Annotated in this window: 24 protein-coding genes and 1 other RNA gene; 8 read left to right on the top strand and 17 right to left on the bottom strand. The window is 42.6% G+C overall.

Translation table 11 applies throughout. The annotated features are described in order from the left end of the window. The first annotated feature begins 43 nt into the window (after nucleotides 1-43). Complete coding sequence (locus tag DMB45_RS01035; protein ID WP_110688370.1) at nucleotides 44-1,327, top strand: hemolysin family protein; 1,284 nt, start codon at nucleotides 44-46, stop codon at nucleotides 1,325-1,327. 54 nt (nucleotides 1,328-1,381) lie between these two features. Here DMB45_RS01035 and DMB45_RS01030 read toward each other — a convergent pair whose 3' ends face one another. The 6 genes from DMB45_RS01030 to DMB45_RS01005 all read right to left on the bottom strand — a co-directional run bounded on the left by DMB45_RS01030 (nucleotide 1,382) and on the right by DMB45_RS01005 (nucleotide 4,912). Continuing rightward, entirely contained in the window at nucleotides 1,382-1,912 is a 531-nt protein-coding gene (locus DMB45_RS01030; RefSeq protein ID WP_041503885.1) for a hypothetical protein, read from the bottom strand. Between the two features lie 90 nt (nucleotides 1,913-2,002). Further along, complete coding sequence (locus DMB45_RS01025; protein ID WP_146216404.1) at nucleotides 2,003-2,365, bottom strand: hypothetical protein; 363 nt, start codon at nucleotides 2,363-2,365, stop codon at nucleotides 2,003-2,005. Between the two features lie 168 nt (nucleotides 2,366-2,533). Continuing rightward, entirely contained in the window at nucleotides 2,534-2,902 is a 369-nt protein-coding gene (locus DMB45_RS01020) for a NifB/NifX family molybdenum-iron cluster-binding protein (protein WP_041503887.1), read from the bottom strand. Next, nucleotides 2,862-3,476 carry a DUF134 domain-containing protein gene (locus DMB45_RS01015; RefSeq protein WP_070807456.1) on the bottom strand — a complete coding sequence of 205 codons (615 nt, stop codon included), beginning with the start codon at nucleotides 3,474-3,476 and terminating at the stop codon, nucleotides 2,862-2,864. Before DMB45_RS01015 ends, DMB45_RS01020 begins: the two co-directional genes overlap by 41 nt. A gap of 121 nt (nucleotides 3,477-3,597) precedes the next feature. Continuing rightward, a complete protein-coding gene (locus DMB45_RS01010; protein WP_041503888.1) occupies nucleotides 3,598-3,903 on the bottom strand; it encodes a GNAT family N-acetyltransferase in 306 nt (101 codons plus the stop codon). Between the two features lie 151 nt (nucleotides 3,904-4,054). Further along, entirely contained in the window at nucleotides 4,055-4,912 is an 858-nt protein-coding gene (locus DMB45_RS01005) for a bifunctional methionine sulfoxide reductase B/A protein (RefSeq protein WP_394341847.1), read from the bottom strand. Nucleotides 4,913-5,154: 242 nt separating this feature from the next. Between DMB45_RS01005 and DMB45_RS01000 the strand changes: the two genes are divergently transcribed. Both DMB45_RS01000 and DMB45_RS00995 read left to right on the top strand, forming a co-directional pair. Further along, nucleotides 5,155-5,760 (top strand): recombinase family protein, encoded by a 606-nt coding sequence (locus DMB45_RS01000; RefSeq protein ID WP_041503889.1) that lies wholly within the window; start codon nucleotides 5,155-5,157, stop codon nucleotides 5,758-5,760. Nucleotides 5,761-5,850: 90 nt separating this feature from the next. Further along, nucleotides 5,851-6,558, top strand: a complete 708-nt coding sequence (locus tag DMB45_RS00995) for a HesA/MoeB/ThiF family protein (RefSeq protein WP_041503890.1) — start codon at nucleotides 5,851-5,853, stop codon at nucleotides 6,556-6,558. Between the two features lie 15 nt (nucleotides 6,559-6,573). Here DMB45_RS00995 and DMB45_RS00990 read toward each other — a convergent pair whose 3' ends face one another. Next, on the bottom strand, nucleotides 6,574-7,215 hold the full coding sequence (locus DMB45_RS00990) for a Crp/Fnr family transcriptional regulator (protein ID WP_041503891.1): 642 nt from the start codon (nucleotides 7,213-7,215) through the stop codon (nucleotides 6,574-6,576). A gap of 135 nt (nucleotides 7,216-7,350) precedes the next feature. On the opposite strand from DMB45_RS00990, the gene DMB45_RS00985 reads away from it, so the two are divergent. Both DMB45_RS00985 and hcp read left to right on the top strand, forming a co-directional pair. Then, nucleotides 7,351-8,187, top strand: coding sequence for an ATP-binding protein (locus tag DMB45_RS00985; RefSeq protein WP_110688368.1), 837 nt, complete (start codon nucleotides 7,351-7,353; stop codon nucleotides 8,185-8,187). Nucleotides 8,188-8,217: 30 nt separating this feature from the next. Further along, on the top strand, nucleotides 8,218-9,870 hold the full coding sequence (gene hcp / locus DMB45_RS00980) for a hydroxylamine reductase (RefSeq protein ID WP_110688367.1): 1,653 nt from the start codon (nucleotides 8,218-8,220) through the stop codon (nucleotides 9,868-9,870). 141 nt (nucleotides 9,871-10,011) lie between these two features. Here the strand turns inward: hcp and DMB45_RS00975 are convergent, their stop codons facing one another. From DMB45_RS00975 to DMB45_RS00955, 5 genes are all read right to left on the bottom strand, one after another. Further along, nucleotides 10,012-11,298, bottom strand: coding sequence for a glucose-6-phosphate isomerase (locus DMB45_RS00975; RefSeq protein WP_041503894.1), 1,287 nt, complete (start codon nucleotides 11,296-11,298; stop codon nucleotides 10,012-10,014). A 15-nt stretch (nucleotides 11,299-11,313) separates the two neighbouring features. Continuing rightward, nucleotides 11,314-11,901, bottom strand: a complete 588-nt coding sequence (locus tag DMB45_RS00970) for a bifunctional nuclease family protein (RefSeq protein ID WP_110688366.1) — start codon at nucleotides 11,899-11,901, stop codon at nucleotides 11,314-11,316. An 86-nt stretch (nucleotides 11,902-11,987) separates the two neighbouring features. Next, nucleotides 11,988-13,196, bottom strand: coding sequence for an L-serine ammonia-lyase (locus DMB45_RS00965; RefSeq protein ID WP_041503896.1), 1,209 nt, complete (start codon nucleotides 13,194-13,196; stop codon nucleotides 11,988-11,990). Between the two features lie 103 nt (nucleotides 13,197-13,299). After that, nucleotides 13,300-13,646: RNase P RNA component class A (gene rnpB, locus DMB45_RS00960), an RNA gene on the bottom strand. 48 nt (nucleotides 13,647-13,694) lie between these two features. Further along, nucleotides 13,695-14,285, bottom strand: coding sequence for a YqgE/AlgH family protein (locus DMB45_RS00955; RefSeq protein ID WP_041503897.1), 591 nt, complete (start codon nucleotides 14,283-14,285; stop codon nucleotides 13,695-13,697). 71 nt (nucleotides 14,286-14,356) lie between these two features. Between DMB45_RS00955 and DMB45_RS00950 the strand changes: the two genes are divergently transcribed. The 3 genes from DMB45_RS00950 (at nucleotide 14,357) to DMB45_RS00940 (ending at nucleotide 16,674) form a co-directional block, all read left to right on the top strand. Then, nucleotides 14,357-14,938 carry a DUF4294 domain-containing protein gene (locus DMB45_RS00950; protein WP_041503898.1) on the top strand — a complete coding sequence of 194 codons (582 nt, stop codon included), beginning with the start codon at nucleotides 14,357-14,359 and terminating at the stop codon, nucleotides 14,936-14,938. Nucleotides 14,939-15,155: 217 nt separating this feature from the next. Continuing rightward, nucleotides 15,156-16,166 carry a DNA polymerase III subunit delta gene (gene holA / locus DMB45_RS00945; protein ID WP_041503899.1) on the top strand — a complete coding sequence of 337 codons (1,011 nt, stop codon included), beginning with the start codon at nucleotides 15,156-15,158 and terminating at the stop codon, nucleotides 16,164-16,166. Between the two features lie 19 nt (nucleotides 16,167-16,185). After that, a complete protein-coding gene (locus DMB45_RS00940) occupies nucleotides 16,186-16,674 on the top strand; it encodes a D-glycero-alpha-D-manno-heptose-1,7-bisphosphate 7-phosphatase (protein WP_041503900.1) in 489 nt (162 codons plus the stop codon). 95 nt (nucleotides 16,675-16,769) lie between these two features. Here the strand turns inward: DMB45_RS00940 and DMB45_RS00935 are convergent, their stop codons facing one another. From DMB45_RS00935 to DMB45_RS00915, 5 genes are all read right to left on the bottom strand, one after another. Further along, a complete protein-coding gene (locus DMB45_RS00935; RefSeq protein ID WP_235375085.1) occupies nucleotides 16,770-18,389 on the bottom strand; it encodes an IS1182 family transposase in 1,620 nt (539 codons plus the stop codon). A 188-nt stretch (nucleotides 18,390-18,577) separates the two neighbouring features. Next, nucleotides 18,578-19,861, bottom strand: coding sequence for a hypothetical protein (locus tag DMB45_RS00930; RefSeq protein WP_041503901.1), 1,284 nt, complete (start codon nucleotides 19,859-19,861; stop codon nucleotides 18,578-18,580). Between the two features lie 21 nt (nucleotides 19,862-19,882). After that, nucleotides 19,883-20,086, bottom strand: a complete 204-nt coding sequence (locus tag DMB45_RS00925) for a hypothetical protein (protein ID WP_041503902.1) — start codon at nucleotides 20,084-20,086, stop codon at nucleotides 19,883-19,885. A gap of 16 nt (nucleotides 20,087-20,102) precedes the next feature. Then, nucleotides 20,103-21,476 (bottom strand): RagB/SusD family nutrient uptake outer membrane protein, encoded by a 1,374-nt coding sequence (locus DMB45_RS00920; protein WP_110688365.1) that lies wholly within the window; start codon nucleotides 21,474-21,476, stop codon nucleotides 20,103-20,105. 18 nt (nucleotides 21,477-21,494) lie between these two features. Further along, complete coding sequence (locus DMB45_RS00915; protein ID WP_082027488.1) at nucleotides 21,495-24,908, bottom strand: SusC/RagA family TonB-linked outer membrane protein; 3,414 nt, start codon at nucleotides 24,906-24,908, stop codon at nucleotides 21,495-21,497. Nucleotides 24,909-25,150 lie beyond the last annotated feature (242 nt).

Here is a 25,150-nt window from a genome sequence, read left to right as displayed (position 1 = left end):
TCTGCAACAAGATTAAAATCTATTTTTTAATATTACAATTAAAATGGAAATCATCATCATATTAGCCTTGATATTATTGAACGGTATACTGTCAATGTCCGAAATTGCGATGGTATCCGCACGTAAAACCCGTTTGGAGACAGAAGCGAAACGAGGAAATAAATCGGCAAAAACAGCCTTAAAATTAGCTCAGGAACCGGATCGTTTCCTATCCACGATCCAAATAGGTATCACCTTAATAGGAATCCTTACCGGTCTTTACTCCGGGGAGACGTTAGCCAACGATTTTGCTTTACTCCTCTCCCGGATAACACCCCTCGATGCCCACGCCCTGGCTGTTTCCAAAGGAATCATCGTGGTCATAGTGACTTATCTTACCTTAATTTTAGGAGAGCTGGTTCCTAAACGCATCGGTATGAATGCTGCAGAAAAAGTAGCCAAGATCGTGGCTCCCGTCATGACTTTTCTCTCTAAAATAGCCTCTCCTTTCGTGTGGTTACTATCCGCCAGCACAATACTGGTAACGAAAATCCTGGGACTAAAAGAATCCAAGGACGGGAAAGTAACGGAAGAAGAGATAAAGGCTATTATTAAAGAAGGAAAGGACGACGGGGAGGTTCAGGAAGTAGAGCAAGACATCGTGGAACGGGTTTTCAACCTCGGAGACCGGAACATCGGTTCCATCATGACCCACCGCAGTGATTTGGTCTGGTTAGATATTACCGAATCCAACGATCAGATCCGGAAAATCGTAAATAAGCATCTTTATAATATTTACCCCGTAGCCGATTCAAAATTAGACAACATCATCGGTGTCGTCTATTTGAAAGACCTGTTCGGAAAGATTGATTTACCGGATTTCAATTTAGAAAAAATCATCCGGCCGGCTCAGTATTTCCCTAAAAATCAAAGTGTTTACAATGCTTTGGAACATCTGAAAACCGAACACCTGAAATACGGACTGGTCACGGATGAATTCGGAAGCATAGAGGGGATTTTCACCTTGAAAGACATTCTGACGGCTCTTATCGGGGACGTACCCGAAATAGGAGAAGAGCCGGATATCATCCGTAGGAACGACGGCTCATACCTGATAGACGGCCAATGTTCTTTCTACGATTTCCTGGCTTATTTCGACATGGAAGATTTATATCCCAACCATTATTACAACACGGTAAGCGGGCTGATTTTAAAAATTTTGGAACATGTACCTAAAACAGGGGAACAGTTATCCTGGCTATGTTTCGATTTGGAAATCGTGGATATGGACGGGGCCAGGATAGATAAAATATTAGTGAAATTGAACACTCCTCTTTTATCCGAATAACCCTATCGTTCAACGAGTAAATCGAAACTTGCCTTGATTTACTTGTTGAACCCGTCATTTGTAAAACAACTCACAATTCTCAGCCACCTCCGTTTTAGAAAGTTGGTATACTTCAGATACCGGAAAGGGTATGCGGTTACGTTCAACCATCAATTGCACAAAAGCAATGTTCAAAGCCTGATCTACCCAAACCTCTAAAAAAACATCACTATTTTCCTTTGCCTCATACTTCAAAAATTTATGAAAACTTCTCTCCTTCAACCATTGGAAATACTGTTCCATCCCTTCCCGAACAAGTACTACTTTCTTTATTAAAAACACCCCCTTAGATACGGTATAAACATATTTTGCCTTGTTTTGTACGAAAATAAATACTCCTCCGCATACCACACTAAAAGAGAGTACGGAAGCAAACATCAAAAAAGGAGAACGCTGCATTCTTTGAGACAAATAATGAATGGCAACCAGCGCTATAATCCCGATTACGATTAATAAGAGAGGTATCATATAGCCCTCATTTTTCTTTACGACCTTTCCTTGCGTAAGAGATATAATTTGATCTTTTATGAATTTATATTCTTCCATTCTTTTTACATTTTAATTATTTAGTATCACAACAAACATCACCGCACATTATTTTTGTTTTATCCAAAATAATCACGCCATCAGCATTAACTAAATAATCAATTTCTGTAAAAAAAGCAGATAACCGCGTTGTCGACCGCGTATCGAAAGATAAAGAAGAAATTTGGTAGCGAAGGATTTTTTTGTCTGTCTTCCCGTATTGGCAACTATCCCGTTTCTAAAAAAAGAAGGATTTGAATCATACTGTTCCCCTGACTCTGCACCATTTATATGCATTCCCTGCAATATGCCCGAAATCGTATGAATCCCCATCGCCCCCGTCTCTTCATAGCATACTGTTTTTTCCGTTCCGATCTTTAGGTCATAATCGTACCCGCTTACACCTTCTTCTAAAAGAAGTAAGCAAAAAAAGAGAGAGAACAAACTATAAATCCAACCTTGTTTCATGCACACAATCGGACCGAGATTAGGCATTCAAAATTAAAAAAAATTCCATTGTTTTCCTAAATATAATCTATAAAATAAGCATATACCATAAGTCATCGATCAAAAAAAACGAAAAAACAAGAGATGCTGCGATTAGGAGAAAAGATCGAATCACCCAATCGCAGAAACATCCAATCACAGACCGCATTTATGTTCCCCTCCCTCGTGGTGATGACACCCTATTCCAGAATCGAGAACAAAACCTTTCAAATAAGAGTCGGCTAAAACACGGACATCTCCCTTACAACCGCGGAAAACTTTAATACCTTGATTATTCAGTACATTTAAAGCTCCGTCCCCCATGTTGCCTGCCAACATCACGGTTACTCCTTTCTCTCTTAACACGGAGGCAATATTCGATTTACAACCGCATCCTTGCGGAGCTGCAAGCGTCTCCGTTTTCATAATATTCTTTTCTTCATTCACCGTAAAAATGGTGTAATACTCACAATGTCCAAAATGGTCATCCACCACATTGGCTCTCGTCGGAATTGCAATTTTCATGATTTTTTTCTTCTTCTGTTTTTAAAATAAGTTTATGATGAGGCCCGTTTTCCCGTATCATTTTACCGCTACAAGAAGGGCACTTTGTCTCCCGACAAGGCTGTCCCTTAACATGAGGGAGCCTTGTTCCGCAGTGCACACAAATACAATAGGCATCGCTACATAAAGAAGCCTCCGGCTTATTTAATGCCCGCAACTTACTCGACTGGCAAAAACGACAACAGGTTACAGGCTCTTTTTCTACCATAATCTTCCGACAAGTATCACATCGATACCAATAATAATCGATGTGATAATCCCCACCCTCTATAAAAATAACTTTTCCCTCCACCAGGGCAGTTGCTATTGTACGCCGGGCTTTCTCGTATATACGTGTATAAGTAGGCCGGGATACACCCATTTGCAATGCCGCCTTTTCCTGAGGTAAAAGTTCATAATCACTCAACCGGAGAGCCTCATATTCCTCAAACAGCAAAACTTCCGGATCCAGGTCCGTCATGGGCAATCCAAAAGGCTTGAAACCTTCCATCAAAGGAGGATTCTTTATCACTCGGCTACGTTTCGGTCTTGACATAACTCTATTTTGGAACAAAGATAATTCTTTTTATGAACATATGTTCATAAAAACGCCAATTAATACAGATTATTTTTCCATTTTTAAGTCGTGCGAATAGAAAAGGATTTCGCTTCTTTTGTCAATTGACGGGGCAACTACCGGCTCCGGCGTAGTCTCTTCCTATTTTACCGTTATATTCCGGATGTCTTCGCAACCAGACTACCGCGTAAGAACAGGTCGCAACCGGCCGCAAATCATGCTCCGCGGCATAATCATAAATATATTTAACCAAAGCCGCGGCTATACCCCTTCCCCCGATTTCCGAAGGAACCATCGTATGTCTGACATCCAACTCCCCGTTTTCTATCACATAGGTGACATAAGCCACACGGCCGTTTACAACCGTCTTAACCGTACGATTCTCCGTATCATGTATTATTTCCATAACATAAACGATTAAAATTACATGGCAAATATAACGACGACTGACAATCAATGATCACAAATCGTAGAATTTGGAATTAAAACGATTCCACAATTAAACGGTTAAGCTTCCCTCCCGCAGATTTTGCAAGCATTGAAAGAGCTTCTCCTATCTAAAATCGCTTGGTATACCCATGACAATAAGGAAGAGAACCTTTCCGGTTATAGTAATTTTGATGATAATCCTCGGCTGGCCAAAAAGTCGTGGCGGGCGAAACCAGTGTTACGACCGGATAACCTTTCGTTTTCAACCGTTCGATCAATTTATCGGCAACCTCTTTTTGTTGAGGATTCGCATAAAATATTTCGGAACGATATTGTTCTCCCCTATCGGGCCCTTGACGATTCAACTGGGTAGGATCATGGATTTCGAAAAAAAGTTTCGCTAACGCCTCATAGGTCGTTTGGGAAGCATCGAAAACCACTCTGACAGCCTCTGCATGTCTCGTGTTTTTCCGGCAAACATCTTCATAAGTAGGATGATCCGTTTCACCTCCTATATACCCTGATTCTACGGTCAAAACTCCGGGTGCCTTCTGCATAAAATATTCCACCCCCCAGAAACATCCTCCTGCAAAAATGGCCGTATCGGTTTTCAGCTCCCGATCAGGAATAAACTCCATAGAGATCGAATTTACACAGTGCCGGGTATTCTTAGAAGTGAAACCTTCCCCCACAAATACATGTCCCAAATGCGCACCACATCCGGCACACAGAATCTCTGTCCGTCTTCCGTCCGCATCCGTAACCCTTTTTACCGCTCCTTTAATTTCGTCATCGAAACTGGGCCATCCGCACCGGGAATCAAATTTATCTTCCGAACGATACAATGAAGCCCCGCATTGTTTGCACACATAGGTTCCTTTTCCTTTAAAATCATAATATTTGCCCGTGAAAGGTAATTCCGTTCCTTTATGAATTATTACCTGTTTTTCCGCTTCGGTCAATTCTCTTTTTTGTGCCATAACCATATAGTTTGCCAATATCAATACAAGAATCACAATTCTTCTCTTCATCATTGCTATTTCTTCATTACGTTATATTACAAATTTAGTTCAATTTACCCTCAAATAAAATAAACCAGTTTACCATTTCAATTTATTTCAGCAAAATAAACAGTTCTTTTCTTGCTTATGCCCACACAATATGCTCATATTCCTTTCCTTTTTCGTACGTTTGCTCTTTTAATAATCCAAATTTTATCAATTCAATTATGGTAGTTGCATATTTACGAGTAAGTACAAACAGACAACATCTTGAGAATCAACAAGAGGAAATCAAGCGATTTGCGCATAACCGAGGATTGACCATAAACAAATGGTACAATGACATCATTAGCGGTAAAGTAAACAGCAGTGATCGGAAATTAGGAGATATTCTCAGCTCTCTGCAGGAAGGAGATTGCCTGATCGTCACCGAAGTCTCCAGACTAAGCAGGACGCTAATCGATATTATGAATATCATCAACACGTGCATACAACGTAAAATCATCTTACACAGTACGAAAGAAGGGTATACATTCGAAAATAACCTGAACAGTAAAATATTAGGGTTTGCATTCGGTTTAGTGGCTGAAATTGAGCGTAACCTAATTTCCATTCGAACCAAAGAAGCTCTCGCCGTTCGCAAAGCGGAAGGCAAAAAATTAGGACGTCCGATAGGAAGTAGCCCGCAATTAAAATTATTGATCGAAAACAAAGCTAAAATCATTGAAATGATGGACAATAGCATATCTTATAAGAAGATAGCCAAACAATACAAAGTATCCGTGTGTACTGTCAATCGATTTGTGAAATACCACGTCAACGCGGATAAATAGACGTGGTATTCACTTCAAAAAACGAACCGGACGATCTTTTGATTATATTTCCTAATTTTTCTATTTTCGCATCATATATTTAGAGCTATTATGTTAACAGAGCAAGAAAAAGAGCGGTACAATCGCCAAGTTATCCTATCTGAAATAGGGGTGGAAGGACAAGAAAAGATGAAGCAAGCCAACGTCCTGGTCGTGGGAGCCGGAGGACTGGGCTCCCCCGTTCTTCTTTATCTCACCGCTGCCGGTATAGGACATATCGGAATCATCGATAACGATCTGGTATCCGAGTCGAACCTGCAGCGACAGATTCTTTACGATTCGACATGCGTCGACATGCCTAAAGCAGCTATTGCCGAACAAAAACTGGAGAAATTGAATCCTTTCTGTCGTTTCACGCTTTACGAAGCACGTCTTGTTGCTGAAAATGCTTCCGAGATCATTTCCCATTACGATATAGTCGTAGACGCAACAGACAACCTGGCGACCCGTTATCTTATCGACGAGGTATGCAATATACAAAAGAAGCCCATGGTTTACGGAAGCATATGCGAATTTTCCGGACAGCTCTCTGTTTTTCACTATCAAGACGGTCCCTCTTACCGGAAACTATACCCTTACCACAACAACATTCAACACTTCACCCAACCTCTTGGGGTATTGGGAACTCTTCCGGGAGTCATCGGAACCCTCCAAGCCAATGAGGTCATAAAAATCATCCTGGGCAAACCGGAGGTCCTATCCGGCAAGCTTCTTTTGATTGATTTACTGAACATGAACTTTACAAAACTGAATCTTTAGAGCCAAATTCGTTTTTTACCTGTATCGGGTCAACAATTCGCGATCGACGATCCTGATGGTTCGCTTATCCATTTTAATCCCACCCTCTTCGATCAATTCGGCAAGCACACGAGCCAAAGAAGGGCGAGCCACCCCTAATACGTCTGCAATCTCCTGTTGACTGTGTTGTCCCTCCCGTTCTAATAAATAAGCAGCCAAACGTCCCTTCAAATTCCGCAAGGCAAACGAATTCAACTTCCGACTCAGAAATATACTACGATCGGAGATAATCCGTAAAAAATTTTGCATAACAACAGGTTCTTTCTGCATTAAGCCGACAAACTCCTCCTTATTAATAATCAATACTTCACAAGGAGTAACGGTTAAAATATTCACGGGAAACCTGTTATCCGTGGCGAAAATAAAAGCCGGGGCCAACAGACGGGGAGCCTCTATATCCTCTATCGTCACCTGTTTGCCTTCCCCGTTTACCATATGAGTACGTACCTTTCCCTCGTACAATAAATAAAGCGAATGACACAAAGAGTTTTGCAAAGCAACAAAATCATTCGGGGAATAAACGCGTAAAACAGCAGGAGCAGAACGCAAGAACTCCGTCAAACGTTCTTCTGGAAAATTCCGGAAAACAGGACTGGTCAGTAATTTCTCTATCTCCATTAACTCTTCATTTATGCAAATTTAGAATTTCCGACAGATAAAAAAGAAAAATCGACCTGAAAATTCTCTTTTGTAACAAATGTGACAATTATCCTTCTTGCAAGAAACGATCTTTGTAACATAAAAACAAAAAGGATGAAACGTACTATTATCAAAATCAATGAAGCTCTCTGCAACGGATGCGGTCTATGTGTAAAAGGTTGTCACGAAGGAGCCCTGCGGCTGATCGACGGGAAAGCCACCCTTATCAGCGAACTGTATTGTGACGGATTGGGTGCTTGCATCGGAAATTGTCCTCGAGGAGCCATTACCCAAGAAGAACGGGAAGCTGAAAAATACGACGAGAAAGTTGTTATAAAAAGACTGATTCCCAAAGGGGAAGAGGTAATCAAAGCTCACTTGCAGCATCTTTCCGATCACAAACAAGTCGAATTTTTACGGGAAGCTCACGAGGAACTCCGCCAACAAGGTATTCACGATATTCCTATTCGTCCCGTCTCTTCCTCTCCCACCTTTTCCTGTCCCGGGTCAAAAACTCGAAGTTTTGTACCCGGAACCTCCTCGATTGTCGCAGAGAAGGAGGTCGAGAAGGGAGAACTGCGACAATGGCCGATACAGTTGCATCTATTACCGCCGGCCGCACCCTTTTTCCAGGATGCGGACCTATTGGTCGCCGCAGATTGTACCGTTTACGCCTTAGGCAACTTCCACAACCTATTCCTAAAAGAAAAACGGTTAGCCATCGCCTGTCCCAAATTAGACGAAAAAAACGGAATTTACACAGATAAAATCAAAGCCATCATAGACCAGGGAGGTATCAGCACCTTAACCGTCATGATCATGGAGGTTCCTTGCTGTAGCGGATTACTACGCGTATGCGAAGCAGCAAGAGAGAAAGCCGAAAGGAAAATTCCTTTAAAACTTATCAGGGTCGGTATTCACGGAGAGATACGAGAAACCCGATGGTTATAATTTATAATTACATGATAAAACCTTAAAACTATGGAAAATTCAATGTTTTGTTTTCAATGTCAGGAAACGGCTCACGGAACGGGTTGTACCCTTCGCGGAATTTGCGGTAAAGATAGTGAAACCGCCAATACGATGGATTTACTGCTGTTTGTCGTAAAAGGCATATCGATCGTACATAACGAACTACGAAAACACCTAACAAAAGGAGATCAACAGGTAAATAAATTTGTCATCGACGCCCTTTTCTCTACCATTACCAACGCCAACTTCGATCGACAAAGCCTCATCAACCGAATCGAAAAGGGACTACAAATAAAAAGACGGTTAATATCGCTATCCATAGAAAAAAGAGTCGATCTTCCCGAAATAGAAGAGGTTTACTGGGAAGGAACTACCGATACTTTTTTCCCAAAGGAAAAAGAGGCCGGCATACTGAATGAAAAAAACGAGGATATCCGTTCTTTGAAAGAACTTATCATTTACGGCATAAAAGGAATGGCCGCCTATTTAGCACATACCATACGTTTGGGATTCGATGATGAATCCATCCATCGTTTCATTCAAGAAACCCTCGCGGATATAACTGTCCGGAAACTATCCGTAGAAATGCTAACCGCTCTCGTCATTCAAACAGGAGAATTCGGGGTAAAAGGAATGGCTCTTTTGGATAAGGCAAACACCGAACGTTTCGGCCATCCCGAAATAACAGAAGTGAATCTCGGTGTCCGTAAAAATCCCGGTATTTTAATCAGCGGACACGACCTGAAAGACATGGAAGAGTTATTGGAACAAACAGAAGGAAGCGGAATAGACATTTATACCCACGGAGAGATGCTACCGGCACATTATTATCCGGCATTTAAAAAATACAAACATTTCGCGGGAAATTACGGTAACGCTTGGTGGCGTCAACGAGAAGAGTTTGAATCGTTTCGCGGCCCTATCCTTTTCACGACCAACTGCATCGTGCCACCTTTGGCTTCCGCCTCCTACAAAGAGAGGATGTTTACCACGAACGCATCAGGATATCCGGGCTGCAATCACATCGAAACCGACGAGAACGGTCATAAAGAGTTTTCCGAAATTATACGGAAAGCCCGGGCATGTTCCGCACCACTGGAAATCGAAAAGGGTACTATCACCGGAGGATTCGCGCATCATCAGGTATTACAGGTAGCCGACAAGATCGTGGAAGCGGTAAAAAACGGTTCCATCCGCAAATTTGTCGTTATGGCCGGTTGTGACGGCAGGATGTCGAACCGTAATTATTACGCCGAATTTGCACAAGCCTTACCGAAAGACACGATCATCCTCACGGCAGGATGCGCCAAATACCGCTATAATAAATTACAGTTAGGAGAGATCAACGGTATTCCCCGTGTTCTCGATGCCGGACAATGTAACGACAGCTATTCTTTGGCGATTATCGCCTTAAAATTAAAAGAAATTTTCAAACTTCAAGATATCAATGAATTACCCATCGTCTATAACATCGCCTGGTATGAACAAAAAGCGGTTATCGTCTTACTCGCCCTGCTTAGTTTAGGGGTAAAAAAGATCCATATAGGCCCCACCCTGCCCGCCTTTCTATCCCCCCGGATTACCCGGACATTAACCGATACGTTCGGTATCGGTTCGATTACCACGGTAGATAAGGATATCGAGAATATGATATATAGTTGATTCAGATCCGGTCATAAGGTTATTCCGAGCCCCAATCGAACACAAGATTCGGGTGAAACAAGTCCTTCCGACAGGATCATCCTATTACATAAAAACGAGATTCGTAAACGAATCTCGTTTCCTATCTTTTAAAAACAGATTCTACTTGTATCCCGGTTTTCCCAAAAGAGCAAACATATTATTCTTATAGGCTTCCACCCCCGGTTGATCGAAGGTGTTTACTCCCAGAATCCCGCCAGATATACCGCATGCCAGTTCATAAAAATAAAACAGTTGTCCCAAATAGTATTCCGTCAACTCGGGAATCCTGATCTGCATATTAGGAACCCCCCCGTCGACATGGGCCAAACGGGTTCCCAATTCGGCCATCTTATTCACTTCATCCACCCGTTTACCGGCCAAATAATTCAATTTATCCAAATCCGACGCATCACGGGGTATTGGTACCTCGTATTTCGTTTTCTCAATGGAAAGTACGGTTTCAAACAAATTACGCCTTCCGTCCTGTATATATTGTCCCATAGAGTGAAGATCCGTAGAAAAATCCACGCTGGTTGGAAAAATACCTTTATGCTCCTTCCCCTCGCTCTCGCCGAACAATTGCTTCCACCACTCTCCCACGAAATGCAGTTTAGGATTATAATTTACCGTTATCTCCGTCGTATACCCCTTCTCGTAGAGAGCATTCCTCACGGAAGCGTAATCCATCGCGATCTTACGCCCCTCGCCCAAGGCGAAGTTTTGCATATCGCCAGCTCCTTTAACCAAAGCCTCGATATCAAATCCAGCCATAGCGATCGGCAACAAACCTACCGGTGTAAGTACCGAAAAACGGCCTCCCACGTTGTCCGGAATAACAAAAGTAGCATACCCTTCCCGATCTGCCAATGCTCTCAATGCACCTTTTTTCTCATCCGTAATCGCCACGACCCGTTTACGGGCTTCCTCCTGTCCTACCTGTTTTTCCAACATTTCTTTCAATAAACGGAATGCAATAGCAGGTTCCGTCGTCGTTCCCGACTTCGATATTACACAAAGTCCAAAACTCTTATCAGCCAAATACCGTTGAAGTTCATACAGATAATCTTCACTCAAGTTATGACCGGCAAAAACCACCTGCTTGCAACAGTCAAAACTCCCGGACATAGCCTCGATAACGGCCTTTGCACCAAGATAAGATCCTCCTATTCCGATTACGACTATGACTTCTGCACGTGATTTCAGATTTCGGACACAATCGTTTATCTTTCTCAGTTCGTCATCTGAAATTTGTGACGGAAGAGTAAGCCAGCCTAAAAAATCGTTTCCTTTACAAGTACCTTTCATCACTCCTTCCAAGGATAAAACTGCTTTCTGGCGTTGAACATCAATCTCCTTTTCCGTTACAAAATTCAAAACTTTAGCGTAATCAAATTCGATGCGATTCATAGTAAGCATATTAAATTAATCTGAATTTTTCGCTTTTAGCATATCCCTGAAACGGGAGGCATTTTCGTAATCTTCATTTTTTACAGCCTCTTCCATCAAACGGGTCAACTCCTCAACCGACAGCTCCTCGTTAGATTCTGTGATCGCAGGTTCCAGGTCGTTTGCTTTAACCTCCTGCTCCTGCATCTCCTTCTCCGGAACAGAGATAGAGGTCTTTTCCACCACTTCGGGAGTCGTGTATATCGGACAACCGTATCTTAAAGCCAAGGCCACGGCATCCGAAGTACGCGCGTCAATACGCAGCTCTTTTTCCTCTTGTCTGAAAAGTAACTCCGAATAGAATATTCCGGCTTCCCAACGATAAATAAAAACCTCTTCCAAACTTACGTTCAACCCATCCGTTAACCGTTTAACCAAATCATGAGTAAGCGGGCGTTGCGTCTGGAGATGTTCCAATTGTATCGCTATAGATTGAGCTTCGGAAATCCCAATGATGATCGGAATCCGATACGTATCATTTAGATCGGAAAGGACTAACGCGTAAGCCCCTGACTGAGACATGCTATATGATAATCCTAATATTTTTAATCTTACTCTATCCATATCGCCTAAATTATTTCAAACTTCGCAATAGTATCTGACAAACTAACGTCTATTACCCGATTTAGTTTCAAATTTAACGAATAAACTTACTTCCGTATGGGAGCCCGATAGATACGAGCCAATCCTCCCAAACTCGTTTCCCGGTATTTAGCTTGCATATCACATCCGGTTTGCATCATGGTTTCCACGACATCGTCGAAGGAGACCTTATGACGGCCGTCGGAAAACAAAGCGTAAATAGCACACTCCCTGGCTTTTTGAGAAATAAAAGCATTCCGCTCTATACAAGGAATCTGCACGTATCCCCCTACCGGATCACAAGTCAATCCCAAGTTATGTTCAAATCCCATCTCTGCAGCATACTCTACTTGCATGGGTGTTCCGCCCAATATTTGTGCGGCCGCCCCCGCAGCCATGGCACAAGCCGTACCCAACTCGCCCTGGCAGCCGACTTCCGCTCCCGAGATCGAACCGTTTGTTTTTACGATATTACCGATTAATCCGGCCGTCGCCAACCCTTTAATGATCCGACGGTCACTAATATTCTGATCATGCTTTAAAAAGTAAAGAACCGCAGGAACGACTCCGGCAGATCCGCAAGTAGGTGCCGTCACGATACGCCCGCCGCCGGCATTCTCCTCCGCAACAGCCAATGCAGAGGCAAAAACCATCCCCATGTGCCGTAAAGTTCCCGCCGATTGCTGTGCCCGAATATGATAAGAACAAGCTTTCCGCGCCAACCGCAGATTTCCCGGCAACACACCTTCATTCTCCAACCCATTGTGAATCGCCCCAATCATCACCTCCCACACTTCCGCTAAATAATCGAATATTTCAGGTCCCTCATGCAGTTCCACGTACTCCACGAAAGAACGACCTTCCGCTTTACACCAGTTCAAAATATCCGTCATTTTAGTATCCGGATAAACCTCTTCTTCTTTAAAAGTCCCCTTTTCATCCCACAAGGCTCCCCCTCCCACACTATACACTTCCCATGAATCAGTAAGCCCTCCACACACGAAAGCCTCGAACAGCATTCCGTTCGGATGATGGGGAAGCGTTTTCTCCGGCTCCCAAATAATCTCGGTTTTTTCCGGATCATCGATCATTCGTTGAATGGCACTGTCCGTTCCATGTCCGCGTCCGGTAAGAGCCAAGCTACCATATAAAGTTACCCTGTATAAATCCGCTTCCGGATTTTTCTCTTTAAAATACAAGGCAGCACGTCCCGGCCCCATCGTGTGACTGGAAGAGGGACCATACCCTATCCTGAATATTTCTCGAATTGATTTCACCTTATACCCATTTTAGATTTATGATTCTAAATTTCAGATTACAATGCTTTCTATCGATACGATTCTCCGAATGTTTCCTGTAATCCTTTCTCAATCTACAATAAAAAAAAGCAGGCCTGTAAGCCGGGTTCCGTACCTTGCGGTTTCTATCATTTATCTAGTCTGCAGATCTCTCCACAGCTCAAGCGACCTACCCCCTAACATCAGCCGGGCCGGCCTAAGCGTTAGTGTACATGGTCTTGCAACTCGTGAGATGTACGGCTACTCCGGTTACCCGGAATACCGGTGGGCTCTTACCCCGCCTTTTCACCCTTATTCCACGGAGGGAACGGTTTTTTTCTGTTACATTACTATATCCTTTCGGATATCTTCCCGTTAGGAAGCACGATGCCCTATGTTGCCCGGACTTTCCTCTCTCCTTTTCAGGACAGCGATAGAACGGCCTGCTTTTATCATTTCTATTTATTCATCGGACGATTTCGCTTTATCACCCGACGTTCAGTTCATAATAGGATCTTCCGGAAAATTAGCCCAAATCTTATACCTCCCTCCCAAACTTCCCATGGATTGTTCCCACAATTGAGGGTTCGGCAACTGAAACAAAATCTCCGTTTCTATGTCCCCGACCATCCAGGAGTTTTCTTCCAACTCCCCTTGCAGTTGTTTTCCGTTCCAGCCGCTATAACCGGCAAAAAAACGCACGTCACCCGACGTCATTTTCCCCGATTTCAACCACTCGGTGAGCAGTCGAAAATTTCCTCCCCAATAGACTCCCTCTCTTATCATCAAAGCTCCGGACAAACCGCTTTTCCGGTGAATATAATACAATTGATTTCGCTCCACGGGTCCACCTAAGTACACCGGTAACTCAATCCCTTCCAAACCTTTTACCAATTGGGAAGTGGTATACGGTAACGGTTTGTTCAACACAAAGCCAACGCTTCCCGTTTCATCGTGTTCAACGATATAGACCACGGAACGATTAAAATAGTTTCCCTGCAAAAAAGGCTCTGCAATTAAAACCTTTCCGATCTCCACCCGATCACTATTGTGTCGTATCCTAAACAGATCTTGAAATTGTTCTTCCACGATATTCGCTTTAATTAATCAAATATAACCATTAAATTTGTATACCTATGTATCTATGCAAAGATAATACAATGTACAAAATATTCTTCATATTGCTGCTATCTTTATTTATGAACAGCCTTACTTCCGGACAAAGCAAGGTATTACCGGTTATCATCATCCAAAACGACACACTGCCTCATATACAACTGCCCGAAGTATCGGTAATCGTCAGAAAAAGAAATCACAATTACTACGAAAGGCAACATCAAAAACACAATCGGACGGTCTACAATGTTCAGAAAGCGCTCCCGTACGCCAAGATAGCTGCTCTGAAAATCAATGAAATAGAACAAAAGCTAAAAACCATCCACTCCGAAAAAGAGAAAAAAAGAGTAGTAAAAGAAGAGTACAAACAGTTAATGAAAACCTTTAAACAACCCTTGATGAAACTTACCGTCACACAAGGTAGAATCCTGATACGCCTAATTTACCGGGAAACTCAAAATACCTCATTCCACCATATAAAAGAGTACAGAGGTAGTGTAAACGCTTATTTCTGGCAATCCATCGCTTTACTGTTCGGCCATAATCTGAAGGCGGATTACGAGCCCAACGGCAGAGACCGGGAGATCGAAGAGATTGTCACCCAAATTGAAAAAGGAAAACTATAAATAGCCGACAACTAACACATTGTAAAACATCAACTAATTTTTGATCTATAACCTCTATCAATTAAAATAGCACATTGTACCCGTCCCCGTGGGTTATTCTAATCTTGCCATCTTTAAATCGTAAATCTCATAATGGTTTGAGAAAAACAGAAAAAGAGTTTGCCTATTTACTTTAGCCAGGTTCCTATCGGTAATATAAATTTATTACTTTTGTGACATGAAATACGAAGACATCATAGCGGATTTAAAAAAGGAAAATTACGCTCCCATCTATTTTCTAACGGGTGAGGAGCCCTATTTTTTGGATAAAATCAGTGAATGGATGGAAGAACACGTTCTTTCGGAAGACGAAAAAGCATTTAATCAGGTCGTCTTTTACGGAAATGACGTCTCCATGACCACGGTCACCGATACGGCCCGTCGTTTTCCCATGATGTCGTCACGTCAGGTTGTCATCGTAAAAGAAGCCCAGAATATACGGGATTTCGATAATCTACTCCCTTATATCGATCATTTCCAGACAACGACCATACTTGTATTCTTATATAAGAACAAAAAACCGGATAAACGAAAAGGCGTTTTTAAAAAATTAGGAAGTTCTAAAAACTGCGTCTATTTTGAATCTGCCAGACTGTATGAAAATAAGATTCCGGATTGGATCATCGACTATTGTAAAGAAAAAAAATGTATGATCACCATGAAGGCAGCAGGAATTTTAGCCGAAAGTTTGGGAAACGACTTGAGTAAAGTCGCCAACGAACTGGATAAACTCATGCTGTTACTACCCGGAGGAGGAGAAATTAAAGAAAATCTGATAGAAGAACATACCGGAATCAGTAAAGAATATAATACCTTCGAGTTAATCAACGCCATCATTCGGCAGGATCATTTAAAAGCGAATCGTATTGTCAATTATTTTGAGGCAAATCCCAAAAACAACCCGTTGGTATTGACCATAGCGACATTATTTAAATACTTCAGGGATCTATTGACCTTTCATTACCAGAAAAAAACGACCCCGAACCAGCAGGAAATGGCTCGACTGCTCGGCATTAACCCTTACTTTATAAAGGATTACACGGAGGGGAGTAAAAAATATAACGCCATAAAATGCGCTAACATCATTTCATGGCTACGAAAATACGATATGAAATCCAAAGGAGTAGGAAACAGTAATATTTCAGACGGAGAATTACTAAAAGAGCTGATTTTCAAAATCATGCATTGATCATAAAATTTCGGATAACATGAATAAGGCAGTCTTTTTAGATCGGGATGGAACCATCAATTCGGATGAAGGGCACTACTACATATACAAAAAAGAAGATTTCATCTTTAACCCGGGAGTTATTGAAGGAATCAAACGCCTGAACGAGGCCGGTTACCTGGTGATTGTAGTGACCAATCAGGGAGGAGTAGCCAAAGGAGAATACACCGAAAAAGAGGTCGAGCTTTTGCACGAATACATGTGCTCGGAATTGGCAAAAGCAGGAGCCCGCATAGACAAAATTTACTATTGCCCGCATCACGACAGCGTTTCGAAATGCAAATGCCGGAAACCCTCGCCTTATATGATTGAAAAGGCCATAGAAGAATTTGATATCGATAAATCGATCTCGCTTTTGATCGGGGACGGAACAAGGGATATTGAAGCAGCCGAGGCTGCCGGAATCCGGGGTATTAAAATACCTAAGAATAGCGATATCACTCCCGTTATAGATGCCATTTTAAACTAAAATAACATAACTTCAAAATGAGGCTGTCTAACAACGAAAAGTTAGATGGTCTCTTTTTTTATAAACTCATTCCCGCATGGCCTGTAAAAATACGATTAAGCCACTTTTGTTGGAACCAGTGGGTATACGATGTCCATTTTGACTGTAAACTGCCCTTTTGGTGCAAAAAACAGGCGAAAAAACAGCTTTGCCAAAGCTAAGAGTGCAAGTTTTCTCAGATTATGGGCAAGAGCTTTCAATCCAAACTCCAAGCTGACTCCTGCCATCCCCCTGAGCCTGAACCTGCGGAACCCGCCACACTCCTTTATATGTCCGAAGACAGCCTCAGGTTCTATCGGCCTTTTACTTCTATGTCCCAATCCCTCTTCACTCATCAAAAGCTCACGAGCGGCTTGCTTGAGAGAGTTGAGGTTATGGTTTACCTCGATCTGACGGCTTCCCTTCGATTTATGGCATCCTCCCCTCAAGGGGCATCCCGAGCACCGGTTGGCCCGATAGACGCTTATCCGCGACTCATACCCGGAATATGAAATTCTCTTTTCTTTTCTGATGAACTTCAGATGTTGCCCCATCGGACACACATAGTAATCCTGAACAGGATTATAATACATATTTACCGGTAAAAATGGATCGGTCTTGTATTTACGTTTCTGCTCTTTGTGGAACATATTGTATTTCACATAGGGCGTGATGCCCTGACCGAACAGGTACTCGTAATTTTGTTCACTCCCATAGCCCGAGTCCGCCACGATGACCGCACTTTGTTTTCCATACTTACTTTTGAAAGTATCCAGGTAGGGTATAAAGGTTAGCGTGTCGGCTGGACGTTGATAAATGGCATAGTTTGTTATGAATTGATTCTCTGTTGATATTTGCACGTTATAGCCCGGCTTGAGTTGGCCGTTGAGCATCGCGTCCTCTTTCATGCACATGAAGGTGGCCTCATGATCGGTCTTTGAATACGAATTGCGATCTTCCATTATCAACAGAGCTGCCGCATATTTATCCATCTTTGGTATTTTCTCCTCCTCTATCTCCTTCAATGCTTTTTCATCCGCTTTGGAAAGCTTGTCACGGTCTATCCTCTGGCGAATGTTATCGACTCTTTCCCTGAACTGCTCCTCGGTGACGGATGCCTTGACCGGATCTTCTTCGTTTTCCAAGCCGTTGGATTGTTCGATCTGATCCAATATCGCGGTTGTCTTGGCCTTGAGACGCGCGTCATATTTCTCTATTGATTTTCTCCATACAAAAGTATATTTGTTGGCAGCAGACTCGATCTTGGTTCCATCGATGTATTGGACATCAAGCGTTAAGAAGCCCTCACCGTGAAGCAACTCGACCACCTGGATGAAAATAGATTCGAATTTGTCTTTCAACCGCTTTCCCCTAAAATAGTTTATGGTCCTGAAATCAGGTCTGGACATCCCGCAGAGCCACATATAGTTGATGTTTTCACATATTTGTTGCTCTATCTTGCGGGAGGAGTAAACATTGTTCAGATAGGCATAGACCAGTATCTTGAGCATCATCTTGGGACTATAACAACTATTTCCTCCACCCTTATAGCTTTCCTTGATGCCGACCAGGTCCAGACGGTCGATCACGTCGTTCACCACTCTTACAACATGAGTCTTTGGTATTAATTCATCCAAGCTGGGAGGAAATAACAGACTTTGTTTTTGATTCTCTGGTTTTATTGCTAACTTCGCCATCGTTATATGATTGATTTGTAGTTGGTTGTGCAAAACAAATATACAAAATACTTTTCATATAACAAAGGCTTTTCTTCTGATTATCAGTCGAAAAGCCTTATTTTTTATACAAATGGGGACCATCTAAACTTGTTAGACAGCCCCATTTTTTGCAAGTCAAATATCTATTGCCAAACCAACCGATAACTTTACTCGACTTTGGTAAACTGGAATACTAAGGTATAATAATCCGACATCGGATACTCTCCGACAACTTGCCACGGATATTCCGGGTGCGTCGCAACATAATAACATTTTGTTAAAAAGTCCGTCGGAACATAATCGTAAATACGGAGTTCCAATACTTTCCCCTTACGCAAGAGACGCATTCCGACAACTCCTTCCTCTTCGTTTACATTCGCGGCCGAGTAACTTTTATTTACCTTTCCGAATTTCACGGTCATCACGTCCTCATAACTCATCGTTGCCGTCTCGTTCAGACGAGTAGACTCCTCTTTTATAATCTCAACGGAGCAATTCCGCAAGTAGTGGGCCAAATCTCCCGTCACGCCGTCCACGTTCAAGGTATTCCCTCCGGGACCGGCAGACAAGCGAATCACATCCGTAGCATTATTATTCACAGGCAGATGTTCACAATCTGCTCCCGTTTTATCCTCATAGCCTGCCATTCGACGGACAAAAGCCTCATCCGTGAAACCGTTAAACCTCCATTCCCCTTCGATATCTTTAAATTGTGTAGGCCCGCTAACCGTTATTGTTGTAGAAGCATTACCTCCCGCCTCGATAAGACCTCCCTCCTTTATTCTCAAAATAACCTTATCTTTTCCTTCCTCCTTCTTCAAAAAACGAAGCGTTACGACCGCATAGGCTTTCATCGTCCCCATATATAACTCCTGTTTTCCCCCGACAATCTCATAATGTTCGTTTAATACAGCCGTCGACGCGGGATCTATTTCGAAAGGAACATAAACCTCCGTTTTTTTATACATATAATCGTTTCCCCCGACCTTCAGGCTGACGGCTATCTCTTTCTCGGCTTTCAAGTCGCAAGAAGTCGCATTAAAGGAACAACTGAAAACATCCCTTATCTCCACGGGAATCATCGTCACCCGATTATTCCATAATTCATATCCCTCCGCTCCGTTTAAGGCCAAACGAATCTCTCGCTGGGGAGTCACATTCTCTTTCGGCATAATCCATACCGTATCTATCGATTCTCCGGGTTGAAGCGTAAATTCCTTCGTCTCTATCGTATAATCCTCATCTAAAACCGCTGTTCCAGAAATCGTAAAGGGAATCACGACAGTCTCCTTAGCCGGAGTCGATGCTATTAACTCCACGGCCAACGGAGTTTCAGCCTTTAAAATATAAATCGGCCGGCCGAAACTCAATGTCGGCAAATCGTTATCGTCATTCTTGCAACTTAACAGTGACAAGAACAAAATCAGATTATATAATAATATTCTTCGCATACACCTGTATTGTTTTTTAGTTTAATCACCATAAGTTTCATTGTAAATCTCCCGCTTAGCCTGAATCGCATCCCGTTCCGCGTTCGTCAATTTGGCAGGAGTGGGCAAAACAAATTCATTACTAACGTCACTCAGTCTCTCGGGCATATCTTCCGCATCATCGCCACAGGCCGCAAAAGATAAACTTACCGCCATCAGAATTAATATATATTTCATTTTTTTCATCGTGTTGTGCTTTAAATTAATATTTACTGTATTCCGGATTTTGAATAATAGCAGGATTTAAGACAATATCCGACTTCGGAATCGGAAAAGTATAAAGGAATTTCAACGTCTCGTATTTCACACCGCTAACTCCCCACCAAAACTCGGGACGTCCGTTCCGTTTCAATTCGTACCAACGGTCGCCGTTCTCCATGTACAGTTCTTTTCTCCGCTCGTTCAGGATGGCAGCCATAAGAGGAGTTAACGCTTTCCCCATGGCGTCTACTTGTATACGGGCCGCCGCATCTACTGCCGGCAAATTACTCATCGTGTAGGCCACGTAAGGTTCAATCCGGTTTTCCCGCAAAAGGTTCAGGTAATGCAACGCATTATCATTGTCTCCCAAATGAGCATAACACTCGGCTATCACCAAACACATCTCGGCACTTCGGATGGCGAATCGGAGTGTTTTATTGTTTAACAATTTGTTCGTGAAAAAAAGATTATAACGTACATCATTCTCTTTCTCCGTAAACAGGTTGATTAAATCTTCAGCAACGGGACGAGTTTGAGAATAACCGAAATTTAAATCCGTGTAACCTTTTGTCTTTGAAGTTCCGGCCCGTAACAGTTCATTACCGGCCTGTGCCACCTCACTCTTCATCATCTCTTTATACGCTTCCCCTTTGATCAAAGGAAAAGTTTCCAATATCTCTTTGGCGATAGGAATCGCCAAGTCCCATTCCTGTGCCCAGAAATAGGTTCTGGCCAAATAAAACTTGGCTACATTCACATCCAATCGATACTTCTTATCCGTTTGATTCATATCGATTGCCGCTTTCAGGTCCCTCACTATAAAATCAAAGGTTTCTCTCAAGGTCGCCCGCGCAGGTTTTGCTTCCATGTCAAATTTTTCCACGAGCGGGACTCCATTCATCCCGGAGGCTTTCGCTTTATCAAAAGGTTCACAAAATTCCCGCATCAGATTATAATAACACATCCCTCGTAAAGTATACGCCGCAGCCGCAACCTTTTTTCCTAATTCGGAAGACTTATCTTCCATCTCACCCAAAATAATATTACAATCCCGAATTTTCTCGTAAATATATTTGTATCGGCTTGTCATCGAATTGATATCCGTTCCCACGTAAACCTGCAACCGGGAAGATAAACTCAAATCCCCGTCCAGGTTATCCGAATAGCACTCGAAAGACAAGGTCTTCGTATACTCTCCGAACACATAGTAATCACTGGCCTCATCCAGATTACGCAAATAATAATGTATCAAAGAAGAAAATTCTTCCGCTGTTTCGGGAATCACCTCGCTCTTTTTTTTCACATCCAGATATTCCGTACACGAAAGCATTCCCAGAAGTAATATACCCGTAATATATAAATTAATCCTTCTCATATTTTCATTTTTAATCTATTAAAATCCTACACTGATTCCCCACGATACAGAACGCGTCACCGGGTAGGTTGTCCCTGGTGTTTCCGGATCTATACCGGAATAATTCGTGAAAGTGAAAAAATTCTCCAACGACAAAGAGAGATCCACTGACGAAAGTCGCACTTTCCGTATCCATTTATCGGGTAGAGAGTAAGCCAGAGTGATGTTCCGAATTCTCATGAACGAAACATTCTCCAGATAGGTGGCATCCGTAATTTTACTATCGTGAACATTATACTCGTCCAATAACAAACGATCTCCCAAATAATCGATGATCCGGGGATATTTTACCCCTGTCGTACGTTCCGCCGTCCAACGGTCCACCATATCTTTCCGTACATTCAAATGATTACGGTACAAATCGCTGTAAGCGGTCTGCGGTTTTTCTCCCGTTACATAAGAAGTCACTTTACTATAACTTGCAGGAGAGTTGATCTTATCAATAATTTTCGCTCCCGACGAGATTGTTCCCCCTACATTTAAACGAAGATTTCTATAGGAAGCCTGTAAATTGAATCCTCCGGTCCATGGGGCCACGGAAGTTCCCAGGTAAAAACGATAATTATCGACATTTTGCAGATCGCTACCCGTGTATATTTGTGCATCAGGGCGTAACACGTAAGTATATACTCCGTCACGAGGATCTATACCCGTATACCTTCCACCAAATACAGATTCCAAAGGATATCCCTCGAAAATACCGTCACTCATCATCAACGATTCGCTTTGCCTGTCGTATTTAGTCAGCTTGTTACGGTTTAACGAGATATTTCCTCCCAAAGACAATCTGAAGTCCCGACCATTAAGCACCTTCACGTTCAAGGTCATCTCGATACCTTTATTTACGACCGTAGACGTATTAAAAGCCTGATTTCCGAATCCCGTCGAAGAAACGACATCCACTTTCGAAACCAGATCGGTACTTTTCCGGTAGTAACCCTCTACTAATCCGGAGACCCGTTCGTTAAACAAACCGAAATCCAAAGCCAATTTCATGTCCTTCGTTTTCTCCCACCTCAATTTAGGATTGGGGGCCGATGCTATCGAACCTGTACGCAACCCCTGCCAGTAAAGGGTGGTGTAATTTAATACCAACTCCTTATTGACTCCTTTTACAATGTTTCCCGTGTATCCCATGGCGGCTCGCAAGGTCAAGCGATTGACATACGGCAGTAGCGACTGCATAAATCTTTCCTGATCCAGATTCCATAATACACCAAGCGACCAGGTCGGATTAAACTGCTCATCGCTTCCGAAATTATTAGAACCGTCCGTCCGGAAAGTCAGACTTAACAAATAACGATCCATAAAATTATACTCTCCCGAAGCGAAGAAAGAAGCAAACCGGCTCTCATTAGTGTTCTCTCCGGCCAATTGATCCATCAAATCGGCATACTCCGAAGCATCATCCCCGTCCGGATTCGGCGGTATAGGCATCGTGGAATTTCCGGTGACATCGTCATAACCGTAGCGTTTGAAATAAGTCGCTACACTTTTATTTCCGCGTAACTCCGCTCCTGCCAACACCTTCATGTAATGTCCGCCTGAAAATTCATTCGAATAAGTAAACATTCCTTTCACATCGTAGCTATTACTATTGGCCTCGGAACGAGTAATCGACCCGTAAGGAGTCCAGTCGCTTCCACTCTTATTTTTATCAAAGTACAACCTGTCATTATAAGCGGCATACGTATCTTTATTCTTTATATCCGTACTACGGTTATTCGTGTACTCGTAAGAAACCTGTCCGTCGAACCACAGCTTACTCGTAAAATTATATTTCAATTTGGTCCAGATAGAAGAACGGGAATTCATTCCGTCTCCTGAAGTCTCACGCATCTCCCGCAATATGTTAAATCCACCGGTCGGCAGCTGCGGCACATCCGCCCCATAACCGTCACTCAAGGCTCCTAAATTGAAATAGGTCATATCCGGGCGATAACTACCATCCGCATTATAAGGTTTCTCGTAAGGGTTTGCAAAATAAGCGTATTCAAAAGGATCCACGTCCATAGACGAACCGTGAGACTCCTGCCTGGACAAATCTACGCCAAGTCCGGCCTCCACCCTTTTAGTCGGCTTTATATTCAATGTAGCCCTCAAATTATAACGTTCGTAATCCGTCTCCTTTACCAAGCCATTATTCTTATTATACCCGAATGAGACATAGTAGAGGACATTCTCCGCTCCCCCTGAAAAAGAGAGGTGATGCGACATAGAGAACGAATTACGGAAAATCTCATCAAACCAGTCGGTCGTTGTTTTGCCTAACTCGCTGATGTAAACATCCTGCTCGGCCTGACTCATAGGTTCAAAATTTTCCACATCGTCAAAAAATACGTCATTTTTTCCCAATTTATTAGACCGTAACATCCCCACGATGCCGACAACAGGAATATGTTTCGCTTTATTCGCGTAGGCATCGGCAGAAAACTCATCCCATAACTCCTGTTCCCAGACAAGTTTTTCAGAAGAATTCATCAGGTTGGCATCTCTTTGTGGTTTTAATCCGATTGAAAAATTTGCGCCGTAATTTACCCGCATCTTTCCCGCCCTTCCTTTCTTCGTGGTAACGACAATTACGCCACCGGCAGCACGGGAACCGTAAATAGCAGCGGCAGAAGCATCCTTCAAAACGGTCACGTTCTCGATATCGTTCGGATTAATCCCCCCGACTCCGTGAGTAAGAATTTCGTTTAAACTTCCGGATTTTATCTCTCCCGTCGATATCTCCGGTACATCCTGTTGCAGGGGAATCCCGTCAATAACCCACAAAGGATCGGCATCACCGCTAATCGTGCTTGTTCCCCGGATCCGGATCTTTGCTGATTCACCCGGTCGCCCGGAAACTGCCGAAACACTCACCCCGGCCAATTGTCCTTGCAACAACATATCTAAATTCGTCACGGATTTATTAGCAAAAGTCTCTCCAGTAAGAACACCGACAGATCCTGGCGATCGCCGCTTCGTGGTTTCTCCGTACCCGGTGATAACCACCTCTCCCAATTGTTCGACCTTCTCTTTCAATACAATTTTCAAATTCACCTTCGAATCTGTAATCTTCTCTTCCCTTGGCTCCATTCCGATGTAAGAAAATACCAACATCCACTCTTTCTGCTCCGGAACAGATAACTCGAAATTTCCTTTAACATCCGTTATCACTCCCCATATCGTTCCCTTCAACAAGACGGTAACCCCGGGTAAAGCAAGAGAATCTTTATCCATTACCCGTCCTTTCAAAACAACTTTTTTTTCTTCCGGATTTCCCGTTTTCAAAGAGATTCCTGTTGAAAAAACTTCCCCTAATGGGAATAGCATCAAACATACTAAATTCACGACCAACATGAACCCGCATGACCTGAACTGACCATTTCGCTTATCACATCTTTTCATACTTTATATTAATAAAATTAAATAACAGACTGGATTCGGCAAACACGGCGTCATACCATGTATTGTTTTTAAAAATTTTCATCAAAAGTAACAACAATGACAGGATATATAAATCCCCATAAATGGGGATTTATACCACACAACATCCCCTTTAGTAGGGATCGTTCTAAAAAAATAAGATATAATTCACGAAATAAAGAAGGTTAGATCTGAATCCCATTCGCAGGTAAATTTTATAACAA

The sequence above is a fragment of the Sanguibacteroides justesenii genome, assembly GCF_003204205.1.
In the GTDB taxonomy this organism is placed as follows: Bacteria; Bacteroidota; Bacteroidia; order Bacteroidales; family Marinifilaceae; genus Gabonibacter; species Gabonibacter massiliensis.
This window is presented reverse-complemented; position numbering and strand designations above follow the sequence as displayed.